At 68.1% G+C, this 16,779-nt stretch carries 16 protein-coding genes; 4 read left to right on the forward strand and 12 right to left on the reverse strand.

The features are described 5' to 3' along the window. The first annotated feature begins 27 nt into the window (after positions 1–27). Entirely contained in the window at positions 28–798 is a 771-nt protein-coding gene (locus PQ455_RS11150; RefSeq protein WP_273686153.1) for a FadR/GntR family transcriptional regulator, read from the forward strand. A gap of 11 nt (positions 799–809) precedes the next feature. On the opposite strand, the gene dmpG is transcribed toward PQ455_RS11150, so the two are convergent. From dmpG to PQ455_RS11165, 3 genes are read right to left on the reverse strand one after another with little or no spacing between them, the layout of a single operon-like run. After that, a complete protein-coding gene (gene dmpG, locus PQ455_RS11155; protein WP_273686154.1) occupies positions 810–1,835 on the reverse strand; it encodes a 4-hydroxy-2-oxovalerate aldolase in 1,026 nt (341 codons plus the stop codon). Next, on the reverse strand, positions 1,835–2,776 hold the full coding sequence (locus PQ455_RS11160; RefSeq protein WP_273686155.1) for an acetaldehyde dehydrogenase (acetylating): 942 nt from the start codon (positions 2,774–2,776) through the stop codon (positions 1,835–1,837). The genes dmpG and PQ455_RS11160 overlap by 1 nt, the downstream gene beginning before the upstream one ends. Beyond that, positions 2,773–3,564, reverse strand: a complete 792-nt coding sequence (locus PQ455_RS11165; RefSeq protein WP_273686156.1) for a 2-keto-4-pentenoate hydratase — start codon at positions 3,562–3,564, stop codon at positions 2,773–2,775. Before PQ455_RS11165 ends, PQ455_RS11160 begins: the two co-directional genes overlap by 4 nt. Before the next feature lie 83 nt (positions 3,565–3,647). On the opposite strand from PQ455_RS11165, the gene PQ455_RS11170 reads away from it, so the two are divergent. Beyond that, the gene (locus tag PQ455_RS11170; protein ID WP_273686157.1) at positions 3,648–4,394 is read left to right on the forward strand and encodes an IclR family transcriptional regulator; all 747 of its coding nucleotides are present in this window, start codon (positions 3,648–3,650) and stop codon (positions 4,392–4,394) included. On the opposite strand, the gene PQ455_RS11175 is transcribed toward PQ455_RS11170, so the two are convergent. After that, positions 4,384–5,328 (reverse strand): LysR substrate-binding domain-containing protein, encoded by a 945-nt coding sequence (locus tag PQ455_RS11175; protein ID WP_273686158.1) that lies wholly within the window; start codon positions 5,326–5,328, stop codon positions 4,384–4,386. The two genes, PQ455_RS11170 and PQ455_RS11175, sit on opposite strands and share 11 nt — an antisense overlap. Positions 5,329–5,435: 107 nt before the next feature. On the opposite strand from PQ455_RS11175, the gene PQ455_RS11180 reads away from it, so the two are divergent. After that, positions 5,436–6,608, forward strand: coding sequence for an FAD-dependent oxidoreductase (locus PQ455_RS11180; RefSeq protein WP_273686159.1), 1,173 nt, complete (start codon positions 5,436–5,438; stop codon positions 6,606–6,608). A gap of 152 nt (positions 6,609–6,760) precedes the next feature. Next, on the forward strand, positions 6,761–7,477 hold the full coding sequence (locus tag PQ455_RS11185; protein WP_273686160.1) for an IS6 family transposase: 717 nt from the start codon (positions 6,761–6,763) through the stop codon (positions 7,475–7,477). Between the two features lie 156 nt (positions 7,478–7,633). Here PQ455_RS11185 and PQ455_RS11190 read toward each other — a convergent pair whose 3' ends face one another. The 8 genes from PQ455_RS11190 to PQ455_RS11225 all read right to left on the reverse strand — a co-directional run bounded on the left by PQ455_RS11190 (position 7,634) and on the right by PQ455_RS11225 (position 16,775). Further along, the gene (locus PQ455_RS11190) at positions 7,634–10,678 is read right to left on the reverse strand and encodes an efflux RND transporter permease subunit (RefSeq protein ID WP_273686161.1); all 3,045 of its coding nucleotides are present in this window, start codon (positions 10,676–10,678) and stop codon (positions 7,634–7,636) included. Beyond that, complete coding sequence (locus PQ455_RS11195) at positions 10,675–11,715, reverse strand: efflux RND transporter periplasmic adaptor subunit (RefSeq protein WP_273686162.1); 1,041 nt, start codon at positions 11,713–11,715, stop codon at positions 10,675–10,677. Before PQ455_RS11195 ends, PQ455_RS11190 begins: the two co-directional genes overlap by 4 nt. After that, positions 11,712–13,052: a TolC family protein gene (locus PQ455_RS11200; protein ID WP_273686163.1), complete on the reverse strand. Its 1,341-nt coding sequence runs from the start codon at positions 13,050–13,052 to the stop codon at positions 11,712–11,714. The genes PQ455_RS11195 and PQ455_RS11200 overlap by 4 nt, the downstream gene beginning before the upstream one ends. 89 nt (positions 13,053–13,141) lie before the next feature. Continuing rightward, positions 13,142–13,312 carry a hypothetical protein gene (locus PQ455_RS11205; RefSeq protein WP_273686164.1) on the reverse strand — a complete coding sequence of 57 codons (171 nt, stop codon included), beginning with the start codon at positions 13,310–13,312 and terminating at the stop codon, positions 13,142–13,144. Further along, positions 13,309–14,463, reverse strand: a complete 1,155-nt coding sequence (locus PQ455_RS11210; protein ID WP_273686165.1) for a glycosyltransferase — start codon at positions 14,461–14,463, stop codon at positions 13,309–13,311. Before PQ455_RS11210 ends, PQ455_RS11205 begins: the two co-directional genes overlap by 4 nt. Beyond that, entirely contained in the window at positions 14,460–14,975 is a 516-nt protein-coding gene (locus PQ455_RS11215; protein ID WP_273686166.1) for a DUF2141 domain-containing protein, read from the reverse strand. Before PQ455_RS11215 ends, PQ455_RS11210 begins: the two co-directional genes overlap by 4 nt. Further along, complete coding sequence (locus PQ455_RS11220) at positions 14,972–15,886, reverse strand: hypothetical protein (RefSeq protein ID WP_273686167.1); 915 nt, start codon at positions 15,884–15,886, stop codon at positions 14,972–14,974. The genes PQ455_RS11215 and PQ455_RS11220 overlap by 4 nt, the downstream gene beginning before the upstream one ends. 91 nt (positions 15,887–15,977) lie before the next feature. After that, complete coding sequence (locus tag PQ455_RS11225) at positions 15,978–16,775, reverse strand: polysaccharide deacetylase family protein (protein ID WP_273686168.1); 798 nt, start codon at positions 16,773–16,775, stop codon at positions 15,978–15,980. Positions 16,776–16,779: the final 4 nt, after the last annotated feature.

A 16,779-nucleotide genomic window follows, 5' to 3' on the forward strand; every position in this document is an offset into this window, starting at 1 on the left:
CCTATCTGGCGACAGGCGGCGGCAGCGATGCTCTCCGCAATCTATCGGAGTGTATTGATGGGCCAGACCCCCCTGCGGGCAAGACCAGTAAAAGCGAGGCAACCGCGGCTTTTCGAACTCGTCAGCGATCGGATTCGTGCCGAACTGGCAGCCGGCCGAATCAAGCCGGGCGATCGGCTACCGTCCGAGCGCGATCTCTCTCAACAGCTTGGCGTCAGCCGGTCGGCGATCCGCGAGGCGCTGCGCTCGCTCGAAATGTCCGGAGTCCTGACGCTCGGCACGGGCGCCAACGGTGGTGCCTACATCAGCGAAGGTGGCCCCGATGGACTGTCGCGTTCGCTGCACGACCTGATGTTCCTTTCCAATGTGGAATTCGACAGGCTGGTCGAGGTTCGATCGGCGCTTTTGAAGCTGGCCGTTCGGGCCGCCTGCGAACGCTCGACGCTGTCGGACATCGTCGCGCTCGACCAGAATGTGGACGAGTTGGAAGAAATCTACGCGCGGGAAGGAATGATCCCCGCGATCGTGACGGTCGGCCGCTATTATGAATTGCTCGGTGTCGCCGCGCACAACGATATCCTGGCCTTCCTGATCGCATCGCTCACCAGCACGGTGACGACATTGCTGCGCCAGGCCGATCTGTACATCACGCCGGCCTTCGTCGCCGGCCGCCGCCTCGTCACGGATCGGATCCGCGAACGCGACGCCGACGGGGCCGAGCAGGCGCTGGACGATCATCTCACCCTCGCTTTCGACTATCTCGCCCGCCGTCGCCGGATCAAGACCAAGGACGCCTAGGCGCACGCCGATCAGACCGATTGACCGGCAAGATCGAGCGCGACATCGACGATCATGTCCTCCTGGCCGCCGACCATCCGACGACGGCCGAGTTCGACAAGAATCTGGCGCGTATCGACACCATGATCCGCGCTTGCCTTCTCGGCGTGGCGCAGGAAGCTGGAATAGACGCCGGCATAGCCGAGGCTGAGGGTTTCCCGGTCTACGCGGACCGGGCGATCCTGCAGCGGCCGGACGAGTTCCTCGGCCGCATCCATCAGCTTGTAGAGATCGCAGCCGTGGTTCCAGCCTTTGCGCTCGGCGGCGGCGATGAAGACCTCCAACGGCGCATTGCCCGCGCCGGCGCCCATGCCCGCCAGGCTTGCGTCGATACGGATCGCGCCGGCCTGCACGCCGACGATCGAGTTGGCGACGCCCAACGACAGATTGTGGTGGGCGTGGATGCCGCGCTGGGTTTCGGGCTTGAGCACCCGATCATAAGCCTCACAACGGGCACGATAATCGTCCATGTCCATCGCGCCGCCACTGTCGGTGACATAGACACAGGTCGCGCCATAGCTCTCCATGAGCTTGGCCTGCTGCGCCAACGCGTCCGGCTCCAGCATGTGGCTCATCATCAGAAAGCCGATCGTATCCATGCCCAGATCGCGCGCGGCGGCGATATGCTGCTTCGAGATATCGGCCTCGGTGCAATGCGTCGCGATGCGGACCGAGCGGACGCCCAGTTTGTAGGCATGGCGCAATTCCTCGATCGTGCCGATGCCAGGGATCAACAGGGTGGTCAGGATCGAATGGTCCAGCACCTCGGCGACGGCCTCAATCCATTCCCAATCGGTATGCGCACCGAAGCCGTAGTTGAACGACGATCCGTTGAGACCGTCGCCGTGCGACACCTCGATCGCATCGACCTTCGCCTCATCGAGCGCCCTGGCAATCGCACGGACATGATCGAGGCCATATTGATGGCGGACGGCGTGCATGCCGTCGCGCAGCGTCACGTCCTGGATGTAGAGCTTGGTCGCCGGATCGAATGCCATCACGCGGCCTCCTTCTCGATGTGGCGCAGCGCGATCTTCTCGGCGGTACGCAGGCCGGCCGAAGTCATGATATCGAGGTTGCCCGCATAGGCCGGCAGATAATGGGCCGCGCCCTCGACTTCGAGGAACACCGTCGTCTTGACCCCCTCGAACCGGCCGTAACCGGGAATCACCACCGGATTGTTCGATCCGAAGCGTTCGAACTGCACTTGCTGCTTCAACCGGTAGCCGGGGACATAAGCGTTGACCCGCGCCACCATCGCCTCGACCGCCGCGCGGATCGCATCTTCGTCGGCGCCCGATGACAAGGTGAACACCGTATCGCGCATCATCATCGGTGGCTCGGCCGGGTTCAGGATGATGATCGCCTTGCCCTTGGCCGCACCACCCACCTCCTCGATGCCCTTCGACGTCGTTTCGGTGAACTCGTCGATATTGGCGCGCGTGCCGGGGCCTGCGCTCTTCGAGGAGATGGATGCCACGATCTCGGCATAATGGACCGTCGCCACCGACGACACGGCCGCCACGATCGGGATGGTCGCCTGCCCGCCGCAGGTAACCATGTTGACGTTCTGTGCGTCGAGATGCGTGTCGCCGTTGACGACCGGGATGACATAGGGGCCGATCGCCGCCGGGGTAAGGTCCACCATCACCTTGCCGGCTGCCTTCACCACGGCATTGTGCCGCTGGTGCGCACCGGCCGATGTCGCGTCGAAGACGATGCCAATCTCGGGCCATACCGGCAACGCCGTGAGACCGTCGATCCCCTCCGCCGTGATCGAGACGCCCATTCGCTCGGCGCGCTTGAGGCCATCGGACTCGGGATCGATGCCGACGAAGGCGCCCATTTCCAGCACGTCCGAATTACGCATGATCTTTATCATCAGATCGGTGCCGATGTTGCCCGATCCGATGATCGCCACCTTCATCTTGCCGCTCATGCGCGATCGTCCTCATATCGGAAGGAGACGGTGCCGAGGCCGCCGATCTTGGCTTCGATGACGTCGCCGGGGGTGAGCGCCACCATCGGCCCGAGTGCGCCGGTCAGCACGATATCGCCCGCACGCAGCGGCTCGCCCGCCGTCGCCAATGTTCGCGCCAGCCAGGCCGCGGCTTCGAGCGGATGACCGAGGCAGGCCGCACCGGCGCCCAGCGAGGCTACCGCGCCATTAACCTCCAGCACCATGCCGCACGTGTAGAGGTCCAGCCCGTCGAGCGATTTGCCCCCCTCCCCCAGCACGAAGAAGGCCGACGAGCCGTTATCGGCTACTGTATCGGCGAAGGTGATCTTCCAGTCCGCGATGCGGCTATCGACGATCTCGATCGCCGGCACGGCCTGCGCCACCGCCGCCGCGACGTCGCTGGCGATCGCATCCGTCTTGTCGAGATCCTTGCCCAGCACGAAGGCGATCTCGGCCTCCGCCTTGGGCTGCAACGCGGCCGAGGCGAGCAGCACCCCGCCATCGTCGATCCGCATGTCGGCGAATAGAACACCGAAATCGGGCTGATCGACGCCCAGTTGCGCTTGTACAGCCCGCGCGGTGAGCCCGACCTTTCGGCCGACGACGACCCGCCCGGCATCTCGCCAAAAGCGCGTGTTGATCGCCTGTACGGCATAGGCCCCGGCGGCATCGGTCGGCTCCAACCCATCGCGAAGGGGCGGCACCGCGCCTTCGCGGTAAGCGGCTCGTAGCCGCTCGGCCAAATTCTGGTGGGTCATGATCGACATCCTTCCTTGCCGATCGGGATAGGGCGACGGCGGGCCGACGGAAAGGTTGCGATGTACCGATTGCCTCATATAGTGAGGCAATCGTGGAAACAATCGATAGCAGCCTCGGCCGCGCATTGGGCCTGTTCAAGGCAGTCGTCGCCGATCGCGGGTCCAGTTCGCTGCGTACCCTCGCACATCGGCAGGGCGTGCCGCTATCGACCGCCCAACGCTGGTTGATCCCCTTCGAGCGCGAGGGCTTGCTGGTGCAAGCCGGACGGGGCCGCCGCGTCGCCGGGCTCGCATTGCGGGCGATGGCGGGGCAAGGCGACGATATCGCGACCATCCGCTCGGTCGCCCTGCCACTGATGCGCCGGTTTGCGCGCGAACGGCGCACATCGATCCATCTCGGCGTCTGGGACGGGGATATGGTGCTCTATATCGCCAAGGCCCATGGCGGCGGCCCGAGGCTGTTCACCCGTGAGGGTATGCGGCTGGAGGGTTATTGTTCGGCGATCGGCAAGGTGTTGCTGGGCGGCCTTCCGGATGCGGCGCTGGACGCCTATCTCGCCGATGGCAGCTTCATACCCCTGACCGAGCGAACGATCACGTCGCCGGCCAGCCTTCGCCGCGAACTCATGCACGCGCGGGAGCAAGGCTTTGCCGCGGACGATCGGGAGATACAGGACGATCTGGTCTGCCATGCGGTGCCCATCCGGGACGCGGCCGGTACGATCCGCGCGGCGCTGTCCGTTTCCCGCATGACCAACCGTCCTACCCCCGAACAGCACCCTACCGAAGCCTTGGCCGAAATAGCCGAACGGATCGCCGGCCGGGTGTTCAGGGCGTGACGTCGAGCGCTCCCAGGGACGCCCGCTGGCGCGCTTCGCTATACACGTCGCCACATACGTTCAGCAGGATCGATCGAAACCAGCGATGACCGGGGTCGTCGTGCTGGCGCGGATGCCACCCCAGCGCGACGGTGATATCCGGAACCTCGACGGGCAGACGGAAGAGGCGGACCGGGATCGCCCGTTGCAGCCATCGCGCCAGCCCCAAGGGGGCGCTGGCGAGCAGGTCCGAAGTGGAGGCCGTGAGCATCGCCGCCGTCGCGCTCGGAACCCCCAGCACGGCTCTCCGGTTCAGGCCCAGGCTGCGCAACGATCGATCGATCGCACCCTCCGTACAGCCGCGCTCCACCCGCACGACATGATCGTAATGGACGAATGTCGCGGGCGTGAGCACCTGGTCGAACAGGGGATGATCGCCCCGCGCCACGCCGACATGCGGATTTCGGAAGACGATTCGCCGTCTGGTTTCAGGGTGATCGCTGATGTCCGGTCCCAACTCGACATCCACCGAACCAGTTCGAAGAGGGTCCGGATGATCGCCGGCGCTCGACACGAATTGCACCGCCACGCCGTCGGCGACGGCATTGAGGGCCTGGACCAGTGGCGCACCGAGGATCGCGGCCAGATCCTCGTTGGTCTGGACGATGAAGCGCCGGCGAAGCGTCGATGGGTCGAAGATCGCCGGTTCCATCAACGATCGTAGCCGGACCAGCATATCCGCAACCTCGGGCCGCAACGCCATCGCGCGCGGCGTCAGGACGAGACGCCCCCCTGCCCTCACCAGAAGCGGATCCGCCAGAGCACGCCGCAGCCGGGCAAGCGCGCGGCTCATGGCCGGCGGGCTGCGCCCCAGTCGCACCGCCGCATTCCCGACGCTGCCCTCGGCGAGCAGCGCTTCCAAGGCGTACAGCAGGTTCAGATCAAGCTGTTCCACTACGTGCATGTACCTCTTGCGCGTGACGGCATCGTGAGAAGCCGGCGAGCGGTGATAGGCCCCATACCATAGCGCAAGACGCGCCAGACCTTGAGGAGAGAGTGCCCGTGACCGATGTGACGATTGTCGGCGCCGGACCCGTCGGCCTTCTGACCGCCTTGGGCCTCGGTCGCGCGGGGTTCGACGTGGAGGTGATCGATGCCGCACCGGGGGTGAACACCGCGCCACGCGCGATGAGCTACACCTGGGCGGTCTTCGCGGATCTTGAGAAACTGGGGGTTCTCGATGATCTCCTCGCCGCAGGTCTGCGCGACGATGCCAGGAGCTGGCGCGTCCGCCGAACCGGGGAAACGATCGTCTTCGATTTCTCCGCGCTTCGTCCCTACACCGATCGCGCCTACGGCCTGACGCTCGGGCAGGATCGACTTTCGGATGTCGTCCTCGGCCATATCGCCCGGATCGACAATATCACGATCCGATGGTCGACCGCGTTCACCGGGCTTCGCCAGACGCCGGAAGCCATCGTGGTGTCCGCCGAGAGCCCTGAAGGCCCTGTCGAAATCGTCGCGCCGTGGCTGATCGGTTGTGACGGTGGTCGTAGCGCGGTTCGCAAGAGCCTGGACCTGCCCTTCGCCGGTATCACCTTCCCGCATCGCTTCGTGGCAACCAATATCCACTATGATTTCGACAGTCATGGATGGCTGTCGGGATATCTGATCGATCCCGAATTCGGCGCCATCGTCGCGAAGATCGCCGGCGACGACCTGTGGCGTGTTACCTTCGCCGAGGATGCCAGCCTTCCCCACGAAGGTATGGAGAAGCGGATCACCCGTTTCATCGAGGAAATCCTGCCCGGCAGCAAGGATTTCGACCTCGCGGCCTGGACGCCCTACAATATGCACCAGCGCACGGCGCCGACCTACCGTGTGGGCCGCGTCCTGCTGGCGGGCGACGCCGCCCATGTGACCAATCCGACGAGCGGCCTCGGCCTGATGGGCGGGATGCTCGACGGTTTCGCGCTTTGCGAGGCGCTCGTCGCGGTCCTAAGCGGCAGGGCGGACGACACGATCCTGGATCGCTATTCCGATGCGCGGCGGGCGGTATTCACCCAACAGACCTCGCCGATATCGGTAAGGAGCATGAACCTGGTGTTCCATTCGCACGACGAAACCGAACTGGAGCGCAGCCTCGCCTGGGGCCGCCGGCTGATGGCCGATCCCGACGCGATGGGCCAGTATCTCGCGGCAGCCATCACTCTCAGAACGCCGTCCCTCGTGTGAGACAGGGGCGGCATGCGGCTATTGGAGTGTGTAGCGGATCGGCAGGCTCTTCAGGCCGCTGACGAAGTTTGAGATATTTTGCTTCGACGTCCCGTTGGGCTCTGTCAAAGCAAATGCACCGGAAATTAGCGAGTGCCCGGTAGCACCGCGAGATGCCTCGCCATCGCAAGCCACCCAGCCCGTTCCGCTATTTCAACTCGTCACCCGAGGTGATCCGCTTGGTGGTGATGATGTATGTCCGCTTCCTGCTGAGCCTGAGGAACGTCGAAGACCTGCTGTTCGAGCGCGGTATCGACATCTGCCACGAAACGGTGCGGCACTGGTGGAACCGCTTCGGGCCGATGTTCGCGGGCGACATCCGCCGCCAGCGAGTGAGCCGTATGCGCGGCTTCCGACATTGGCGGTGGCACCTGGACGAGATGTACGTGAAGCTGAATGGTGAGATGGTCTACCTCTGGCACGCCGTCGATCACGAGGGCGAGGTGCCCGAGAGCGACATTACCAAGACCCGCGACAAGGATGCGGCGCTTACTTTCATGAGGAAGGCGCTGAAGCGCCACGGGTCACCGGAGGCCATTACCACCGATGGTCTGCGCTCCTATCACGCGGCGATGAACGACCTGGGCAATGCCGAAAAGCAAGAGGTCGGTCGCTGGACGAACAACCGCGTCGAGAACAGTCACCTCCCCTTTCGACGACGAGCGCGGGCGATGGTGAGATTCCGGCGAATGAAGACACTTCAGAAGTTCGCCTCGGTCCACGCCAACGTCCACAACCGCTTCAACCTCGAACGCCACCTCGTCGATCGTCAGACCTACAAGGACCGTCGCTCCGCCGCCCTGGCGGAGTGGCAGATACTCGTCAGCTAGGCCCTGCCCTCATAGACTGACTACCATCGTGGGGAGAGCGGTTCGCATTAGACTGACAGCACCGTCGGGCGGCATGAGGGAGGCTTGACCATCAGGATCACGCTGGGCACCGCGCACCGATGATGCGCCCCGATACGCCGAAGCTGATCGGACACATTACCGCGCGCCCCCGGCATCCGAGAGCTTGAGCATGGCGGGCATCGCCAGCAGCACCAGCGGATATTGCAGCAGCAGCCCGGCGATGATCGAGATCGCGAGGGGTTGCTGGATGCCCGATCCCTTCCCGATCGCAAGCGCCAGCGGCAGCAATGTGAGGATGGCGGCGAGCGTGGTCATGGTGATCGGGCGGAGGCGGTTGCGGCTGGCTTCGCGCAGGGCGGCGGCGCGGGGCATGACGCGGGCGAGCGCTTCATATTCGGAGACGTAGAAGATCGCCATTTCGGTGCCGATGCCGATGATCATCGTCATCCCCATCAGCGCCGTGATGTTGAGTTCGACGCCCGTCAGCCAGAGCGCCGCGAACACGGCAGCGGTGGACAGGAGCGAGGTGGCGATGATGATCGCCGGGATGGCGAAGCGGCGGTAGAGAATGAGGAGCAGCACGAATTCGGCCACCAGCGCCGCCGCGAACACCTTGACGAGGCCGGAAAAGGCGATCTGCTGCTGCTGGTACAGCCCGCCCAGTTCGTAGCGGACCCCCGGCGACAGGGTGCCCGGCGTGTCGAGCAATTTCGTCACGTCGCTCACGGCGGCGCCCAGCCCGCGCCCCTGGATGCGACCGGTGACGGCCACCATCGGCGCGAGATTTTCGCGCGAGACCTGCGCCTGCCCGGTCACCGGCACGACGGTGGCGACCTGCGACAGCGCGACGAGATGGCCGTCGGCGGCGCGCAGCGGCAGGGCCGCCAGCTCGGCCTCGCTCAGCGTGGTGGCGTTCGACAGCCGCACGCGCACGTCGATCACCTTGGCGGCCTGCGGCAGCGAGGTGGCGACCGCGCCGGTGAGCGCGTCGTTGAGCGCCGTCTGGATGTCGGCCGGCGTCATCCCCTCATTGCCGGCGCGCACCGGATCGATCCGCACGTCGAGCGCGTCGCCGGCCAGCCGGATGCCGCTCTTCACCTCGACCACGCCGGCGATGCGGCCGATGCGCGCCGCCAGTTTCTCGGCCTCGGCGGGCAGGACCGAGGGGTCCGTCGCGTACAGCTTGATCTCGATCGGCTGGGGCACCGAGACAAGATCGCCGATCAGATCCTCCATCAGCTGCGCGGTCTCGATCGAGACGCCCGGCACCCCGGCCTCGGCATCCGCCAGCGTTTGCGCCATCACCTCTTCGGTCGATTGGCTGTGGCCCGGCTTCAGGCGGATGAAATAGTCGCCATGATAGCTCTGGCCGAGATCGCCGCCGAGGCCCGTGCCGAGCCGGCGCGAGAAGGTGGCGACCTGCGGATTGGCGCGCAGGATCGCGTCGATCTGGCCGACCTGCCGGCCGGATTCCTGCAGCGACGTGCCGGGCGCGGTGTAATAATCCATGATGAACCCGCCCTCGTCGACCTTGGGCATGAAGCCGGTCGGCACGGCGGCGTAGGCGAGATAGCCGCCCACCAGCAGCGGCAGCACCGCGACAGCCAGGATCCACGGCCGCGCGAACAGCCCGTCGAGGCCGCGATCGTGGGCCCGCGCGAGCCAGCCCTGCCCGGCCGTGCCCGGATCGTGCCAGCGGGTGAAATCGACGAGGCGGCGGACGAGCAGCGGTACGACGAACGCCGTCATCGCCCAGGATATCGCCAGCGCCGCCGCCATCGTGAGCGACAGCGCCTTGGAGAAAGCGCCGGTAACGCCGCTCAGGAAGGACAGCGGCACGAACACGATGAGCGTGGCGAGGCTGGAGCCGGTGAGCGGCGCCAGGAATTCGCGCGCCGCCGGCAACACGGCGGCATCGCCCGGCGCCGGGCTCGCCCCGTCGCTTTCGCCGGCGCGGCGGGCGATATGCTCGATCATGACGATGACGTCGTCGATCAGCAGGCCGACGGCGGCGGCGATCCCGCCCAGGGTCATGATATTGAAGCTCATGCCGAGCAGCGCCAGCACCAGCACGGTCGCCGCGAGGGTCGCGGGAACGACGATCGCGGCGACCAGCGTGACGCGCCAGCTGCGCAGGAACAGCAGCAGCACGCCCGCCGCGAGCAAAAGCCCGATCAGCACCGCATCGCGCACGCTGGCGACGGATTGCGTGACGAGTTCGCTCTGGTCGTACCAGTTCACCAGCCGGACGCCCGCCGGCAGCTTCAGCGTCGCCAGCCGCTGGGCAACCTCGTGCGCGATCCGCACGGCATTGCCGTCGGGCTGTTCGTAGACGTTGAACAGGACCGCCGGGCGGCCATCCTCCACGATCCGCAGCCATTGCGGCATCGCCCCATCCTGCACCGTCGCGACATCGCCGACGCGCACGACGCCGGCCGGATCGGCCAGCACGACGATATCGCGAATGCCCTGCGCGGTGGTGACCGATCGATCGACCACCACCAGCGACAGCCGCCCGCGATCCTGGATCTGCCCCGCCGTGCTCAGCACATTGCCGTTGCGGATCGCGGTAGCGAGATCGGCCATCGAGAGATTGTGATCGGCCAGCCGCGCGGGATCGGCCAGCACCTGCACCTCGGCCGTGTCGCCGCCCTGCACCGACACGCGCGACAGGCCGACGATCGACGAGAGCAAGGGCGTGACCTGATAGCGGGCGAAATCCTGCAGCGCGGTTGGGCTCGCCGTATCCGAGACCAGCGCATAGGAGATGATCGGAAAGACCGTGGGGTCCATCCGCCGGACATTATAGGCCGTGCCCGGCGGCAGCGAGGCGAGGATGCGGCCGACGGCGGTATCCACCGACAGCGTCTCCGCCGTCATGTCGCGGCCCCAGCCGAAATCGATCGAGATCGGCGCCGATCCGCGCGTCGTTTCGGAACGGACGTTCTGCACGCCGGGCACCGTCCGCACGGCCTCCTCGACCGGGCGCGTGACCAGTGCTGCGGTCTGGTCGGCGGGGCGGCTGCCCGCGTCCAGATCGACGACGACGCGGGGAAAGGCGACCTGCGGGAACAGGCCGATCGGCAGCGAGAAGGCCGCCACCACGCCGGCGAGCGTGCAGGCGAGCGCCACCACGATGATCGCGCGCGACTGATCGGCGAGGAAGGCGCGCAGGCTCACCGGTCGCGGACCCAGCGCACGGCGCCACCCGCCCCAACCTGATAGGCGCCGTCGATGATGATCGGGCGATGGCGGTGGACCGGCCCGGCCACGACATCGGCGTCGCTCCCGGTCGAAAGGATCGAGACCGGCACGGCGGCGGCCTTGCCGTTCACCACCTGCAACAGATGGGGCTGGCCGCTGGCGGTGACGACGGCGCGATGGGGCACGACCCAGCCGGACGCCGCGCCGGTGCGGATGGCGGCCCGCACCGCCTCGCCATTCACGGCGACGCCCGGCGCGACGCCGAGGTCCACGTCGATCAGCCGGGTCCTGGGATTGAGGGTAGCGCCGACGCGGGTGACCGTCGCCGCCAGGGTTCCGCCACCGGCGAGGGGCGTCACGTCGGCGGACTGGCCCGCCTTCATTCGCGCCACATCGGCGGACGGCACGCCGACCGTGGCCACGAGCTTCCGGCCGCTGGCGATGGTGAGCAGCGCCTGTCCCGCCGCGGTGCGATCGCCCTGGGTGGCGGCGATGGTGGTGACGATGCCGTCATAAGGCGCGCGAACGATCTGTTCGGCCGCGCCGGCGCCTTCCTTCCGCAGGGCGGCCAGGGCGGTCTGCGCGTCGCTGACCGCCTTGTCGCTGGCCGCCACCTGATCGCGGGTCGCCAGTTGCTGGCCGAATAGGCGCGCGGTGGTCGCCCTCTGCGTCCGGGCGGCCTCCAGCGCGGTGGCGGCCTGCTGATAGGCGCCGAGCGCGGTGGGGCTGAGCGTGAAACGCAGCAAAGGCTGCCCGCGACGGACCGGCGCGCCCGGCGTGACCATCAGATCGGTCACCTGCCCCGGCTGCGCCATGCTGACGGTATCCGATCCGCCATCCCGCGCCGGCCCGATCGATCCGTAGGCCATGATCTGGAGCGGGCGGCTGCCCTGCCGGGGCATCTCGACCGTCACCAGCGTGCTGGGCTCGGGCGGGGCGGCGGTGTTGCTCTGGCCGCATCCGCCGAGCAGCAGGAGCCCGGCGAGGCCGGCGATCCGGGGACGGGGGGTCATTGCGATGCTCCGGGCGGTACGATGGTCGAGGCGGCGGGCAGGCCCGCGCCGATGAGCGTCTGGATGGCGACCTCTCGGTCGCGCAGCGCGAGGTCGAGCGCGGCGATTTCCTGCTCCCGGGTGAAGCGCTGGATGACGAGATCGACATAGGCGCGCTCGTCGAGCAGATTGTCGCCGAAGGCCGCGCTGGCGCGCTGCGCGGCGGTGCGGATCGCCGGCAGGTCGCGCCGGGCGACCGCCAGTTGCGCGGCGAGCTGCTCGCGTTGCGCCAGCAGGGCCCGCACCTCGCCCTCGGTCGCGGCGATCCGGGCGGCATATTCGGCGCGGAGCTGCGCGCGGGTCGCGCGGGCGATCGCGATATTGCCCTGATTGCGATCGAATATCGGCAGGCCGATCGTCGCCTGCGGGCCGCCGTTGATGACCTTGCTGTTGTCGCTGGCGACGCTGCCGCCCAGCACCAGATCGGGGAATTGCATCAGGATCGCCTGCCGCACCGCCTCCTCCTGCGCCTGATAGCCCAGCTGCAGCGCCAGCAGATCGGGGCGGCGATCCGCCAGAGTGGCGAGGTCGGCACGAATCGACACGGGATCGAACGGCGGCAGATCGGCCTGCGCGGCGAGCGGCAGCATCACGTCCGGCGCCAACCCCAGCAGCGCGTTGAGCTGATGGCGCAGCTGCAGCTGCTTCTGATCGAGCTGGTCGAGCGCGGTGCGGGCCGCGCCGAACGCCACCAGCGAGGGCGACGCCGTCACCAGCGTGGCATCCCCCGCCGCCAGCGCCTGCCGCATCACCCGGTTGCGCTCACGCAGCAGCGCGAAGGCGTCGAGCAGCAGCGGGCGGGTGCGTTCGCCTTCGATCAGGTCGAGCGTGATCTGCCGCGCCTGCCCGGCGACCTGCCATTCCTGCCAGAGGATATCGGCATCGACCTGGGCCGCCGCATCCTGGGCCGCGCGGCGCTTCGACCGATAGGTGATGAGCGATTTTATATCCTGGCTGAGCGCGATGTTCCACGCCGGCACCGTGCCCGCGCCGGAGAGCAACGGCAGGATGGCGCCCGCCAGCGAGGGATTGGGCAGCACGCCCGCCTGCACCCGCTGCGCCTGCGCCACGCCATGTTTCATCCGCGCCGCGCGCAGATCGGGATTGTCGGCCAGCGCGCGATCGACCGCCAACGCGATCGTCAGCGGCCCCGTGAACGGCGGCGCGGTCGCGAGCGGCGGCGCTGCCGTATCGAGCGGGAGCGGCGCATAGGCGGCGCAACCGCCCAGAAGCATCGCGAACGCAGCAGGCAGGCCACGCACCACGCGCCGCGCATCGAAAGCGGAAGCCAATATCATCACCCTGTCCCGAACTGCGGCACGGCGGGATGATAGCCGCTCGCCGGGCGAAGGGATGTTGTAACATCCCAATGTTGCTGTGGTCACACTCAGGGCCGATGCGCGTTGCGGCTCGCCCAGATCAGGAAGAGGCCGATCAGCCTCATGCAATTGCAGGCCTGCGTCGCCGAACGGGGCCGCGCCACGGGCACCGCGTCGTGCGCGGGCATGGCGGCATCCTCGATCTCCGGGCCGGCCCGCGTGATGACCAGCGGCGTCATGCCGCCGCCGATCGCGGCGCCCCGGCATAGGCCAGGAAGAGATCGTCGAAATGCTGGTCCATCGTGCGGATCGGCGAGGCCGGGCGCGCGATGCGATCGCGTTCCCGCGCGAACCGCACGATCGCGTCGGCGGCGTCCTTTTCGTCGGCCGAGCGGTAGAGCAGGCCGCCCGCCCGCCGCGCATGATCGCCCGCGCCGCCCAGATCGGGCGCGATCACGGGCAGGCCGGAGGCGATCGCCTCGGCCGCCGCGAAGCAGAAGGTCTCCGCCTCGCAGCCGTGGATCAGCGCGTCGGCGCTCGCCATCAGCCGGGCGAGCCGGGCGCGGTCGCGGATCGGCGCCAGCAGGCGGATGTGCGGATTTTCGCCCACCGCCTGCGCGGCGCTGCGCCGGGCATGGCCATCGCCGACGATGACCAGACCGACCGGCACCTGCGCGGCGGCACGGGTGGTGGCGCGCGCCAGCATCGGCCAGCGCTTTTCGAGTGCGTGCCGGCCGACGCCGATCAGCAGCGTGGCGTGCGGCGGCAGGCCGCAGCGGGCGAGCAGATCGGCGCGCAGCCCCTCGTCGCGCAAGCTCGGCGAGAAGAGGCCCGCCTCCACCCCCATCGGATTGGTGACGACGGTGCGCAGCCCGCCTTCGCGCAGGCGCTGCGACAGGCTCTCGCTGGCGCTGACGACCATGTCGAACCGGGTATCCAGCCGGCGCAGATGGCGCCAATACCAGTCGAACGCGCGATCGATCGTCGCCCGATCCGCCACGCCGCCGAACCATCGATAGGCATAGGCCGACAGCGGATCGGCATGGGCGATCAGCGCGCGGCGGGCATCGCCCGGCCAATCCGCCACCATCGAGGCGCTGCGCCACGGCGAGGAGACTTCGACGATATCGGGCCGCTCCTCGCCAAGCGCGGCATGGAGCGCGCGGCGATCGGCGAAATAGCGATAGGTGCGATCGAGCGGGAAGGACGGCGACCGCAGCCAGCGGATGCGCGAGGCCGGCCCGCGCACCTCGATCGCATCCTCCTGCCCCGGCGCGATCACGATCATCTCGTGCCCCCGCGCGGCGGCGGCGGCGAGCTTGCGATCGACATAGGTTCGCACCCCGCCGCCGCCGGGCGCGTAGAAGGCGCAGACATCGACGATCTTCATCGCACGGCCTCGATCGGCCCGAAGGAGAAGAGGCCCCGGCGATAGTTCATGGTGACCGATATCCTCGTGGTGCCGGGGCCGGCGGTGAAGGCCACCTGGCGGGCGGACGGCTTGGACAGGCCGAGCCGGGGATTGTTGGCGAAGCCGATGCCGTCGATCGACAGGCCGAATTTGCGGTTGGCGTCGCGATCGTGGAGCAGCGACAAAGCATAGACGCCCGGCCCCGGCAGGCGCAGGCACAGCGACACCGGCCCGCGCTGCGGCACCGCCATCTCGGCCCGGCGGAAGGTCTTGCCCGCCGCGAGCAGGATATTGTCGTCGGCCAGGAAATCCTCGTCGTTGGGCGGATAGAGTTCGGCCTTCAGATGGCCCTGCCGATCCTTCAGGCCGCGGACGTCGATCAGCAAGGCGGTCTCCTGCGCCTCGCCGCGACACCGCCCTTCGGCGATGCCGAGCATCGGCGTGGAAGGCAGGCTGGCCATGAGCGCCAGCGGGAGCAGCGCCACGCTCACCGGCGCCCCTCCCCACCGAGCAGATCCACCGCCGACGCCGCGATGCCGAGCAGGATGTGGACCGTCAGCATGAGCGAGCCCATCAGCGCCATCAGCGCCGAAATCTCCCCGTCATGGCCGACGAGGAACACCGCCAGCCCGGCGAAGACGACATCCTTGTTGGGCACCAGCGGCAGGCGCGAGAGCAGCATCCGCACCGTCGCCAGCAGCAGCCACCAGGGCAAGGCGACCACCGGCAGCGCGATGTGCCACATCGCGGCGGACAGGCCGAGCACGATCAGGATGCGCGCGACATGCACCGCACTCACGAACATTATGTCGGCGTGGTCGAGCGCGAACAGCCGCTTGCGCACCACGAAGGCCGCCAGCGAAGTCGCCAGGATCACGCCGATTGACAGCATCACCAGCCGCCCGTTGGCGCCGATCCCGATCAGATCGTAGAAGGGCGCGGCCAGCGCCAGCATCACCAAGGTCACGCCATTGCCGGCCAGCGCCGACGTGACGGCGACATCCTTGATGGCGCCGAAGGGGGCCGCGACCATGGCGCTGCGGCGCCGCGCCCAGGCGTAGAAATAGACCTCGCCGATATAGCCGAGCAGGATTTCGTTGCCGACATATTTGCGCAGCAGCGGCACCACGCCCGATGCCGGTATCCGCCACAGCCGGCGGAAGATCAGCCAGTCGGCCGCGACCGGCGCCAGATAGGTCGCCATGAACAGCAGCCAGAAGGCCGGGCCGGCCGGCATCAGCCGCCAGATGCGCGCGGGATCGACCTCGCCGATCTGATAGACCGCCATCGCCAGCACAGCGAGCGAGATAATCGGCCCCGCCAACCGCTGCGACAGGCTGCGGCGGACGATGAGCGAGGCGGGCTCGACGATCCCGGCGGCGGCCGACGGATCGGCGGCCAAAGGGGGGCTCCAAGGGGCGGTCAGTGGCGGCAAGGCGGGGTCTCCGGCCGGGACGTTCGTGGCCAGACGCCACAGGCGCCGCACACCCGCATCACGCCGTCACGATCCGGCGATCGGGCGCCACGGCCGGCCGCAGATCGGCGTAGCGGGAGGGCGCACGCCGGGCGGCGAAATGGCCCAGCGTGCGGCGGATGCTGGCGACGATCTCGGGCTTGGCAACGTCGCCCGGATGCACCGCGACGCGCACCGTCGGCAGGGGCCCGAAGGTGGCGCGGGCGAGCGCCGCCACGCCGAGCGAGCTGGCCGTGCGCATCCGGCTGCGACTGGCCCAGGTGACGACCGGCCCCCGCGCCAGGGTGGCGCCGCCGACCGGATCCCACACGCGCAGATGATCCTCGGTGATCCGAAAGCGCACCCGGCGCATCGCCTCGCGCGTGCCGGCGCTGTAGAGCCATGCGGGCGCGACGAAGCCCGCCACCGGCCGGCCGATCGCCTGCTCGACCATGTCGAGCCCGTCGCGCATCCTGTGTTCGGCATCGATCTGGTCGAGCCCGAGGAATTCGCCCTCGCGCGCCGTCATCGCCCGCGCCTTCCATGCGGCGAGGCCCGGCGCGTGGCGGGTGTCGTCGCGATGGGTGAAGCCGTGGAGGAACATCTCCACGCCCTGATCGGCCCATTGCCGCAGCCGGCTGCGCAGGACGGGATCGGCATCGAGGCTGGCGCCGGCCCAATGATGCGGCACCACCAGCATGGCGAAGCGGGCGGTGCCCATCGTCTCGGTCAGGATGTCCGCCAGCCGCTCGGTCTGGTCGGCATAGGCCGGGCAGACATCGTGGATCGAGGCGATCAATCGCCGCCGGTTCGCCGTGTCCCCGCCATCGTCACGCATGTCA

The organism is Sphingomonas naphthae (genome assembly GCF_028607085.1).
GTDB lineage: Bacteria > Pseudomonadota > Alphaproteobacteria > Sphingomonadales > Sphingomonadaceae > Sphingomonas_Q > Sphingomonas_Q naphthae.